Raw genomic sequence first — 895 nt, 5'->3', positions numbered from 1 at the left:
ACCGGACATGATTTTATCTTATAAAGCAACACAATTTATTGTTGAGGCAATTGAATATCAAATAGCAGCTTATCAAAAACGTTTGGAGGAAATTGAAAATATAGATGAGGATGAGGCATCAGATATTGGCAATGATTGTGGTTTTTTGGAGGCACTTCGTAATGATTTACTAGAGACTTTGGAGGAAGGAAAGTTGCCTCAAGGGATGGGAAATGTTGAGTCGGAGTTGGAGAGTTTATCTTGGCAAGAATTAGTGAAATTTACTAAGGAATTATCTATTAACGATCGCTTGTTGTTAGTGGGATGTAATTAATAAGTCTATTCGAGAGGAAATTAGTAGCGCTAAGGCAGTTACTTCTTCTGTTTAAAGTCAAGGCGATCGCCTCTTAGGGATGAGAATGAGCGATCGGTGAGTTATTATGGTTCTAGCAATTGCCGAGCAGAATGGCGAATATGAAGAACGTAAACAATTTGTTCTGAAACTGTTCTACATTTTTTCTCAGAGATATCTACAGCACTTTGCGACTCTATGAGGTACACCCATAGCGGGCAAGATGCCCGCACCACAATGTTTTCACCATTTACCCGAAATATGCTGTAATATCATGTCCGGATAAGAGCGTGGTAAAAAAACTTTCTCCTTTCTCCTTTTTCCTTTTTCTTCTTTCTTCCCTCCTGACTCCTGACTCCTGACTCCTGACTCCTTCTTCAATCCTTCAAAGTCGATCGCATAGTCGGGAACATAATGGCATCCCGAATACTTTGAGTATTGGTCAATAACATCACGACACGGTCAACTCCAATACCCATTCCACCACAACTAGGCATCCCCAAGGATAACGCCTGAATAAAGTCTTCATCCATTGGATGCGCTTCATCATCTCCTGCATCTCTC

Annotated in this window: 3 protein-coding genes; 1 reads left to right on the top strand and 2 read right to left on the bottom strand. The window is 40.6% G+C overall.

Features of this window, described 5'->3' with window-relative positions; all coding sequences use genetic code 11:
* On the top strand, window positions 1-313 hold a 313-nt coding region (locus D5R40_RS33355), incomplete at its 5' end, for a hypothetical protein (protein WP_205127877.1).
* Window positions 314-574: 261 nt separating this feature from the next.
* Here the strand turns inward: D5R40_RS33355 and D5R40_RS36810 are convergent.
* Window positions 575-712, bottom strand: coding sequence for a hypothetical protein (locus tag D5R40_RS36810; protein ID WP_161565194.1), 138 nt, complete (start codon window positions 710-712; stop codon window positions 575-577).
* Window positions 709-895: amino acid--tRNA ligase-related protein (locus D5R40_RS33350; RefSeq protein WP_339379592.1), on the bottom strand; the 187-nt coding region annotated here is incomplete at its 5' end. The genes D5R40_RS36810 and D5R40_RS33350, both read right to left, overlap by 4 nt.

It is taken from the genome of Okeania hirsuta, from assembly GCF_003838195.1.
Lineage (GTDB): Bacteria > Cyanobacteriota > Cyanobacteriia > Cyanobacteriales > Microcoleaceae > Okeania > Okeania hirsuta.
Note: the sequence above shows the minus strand (reverse complement) of the source record. Positions and strands in the feature narration are given on the sequence as shown.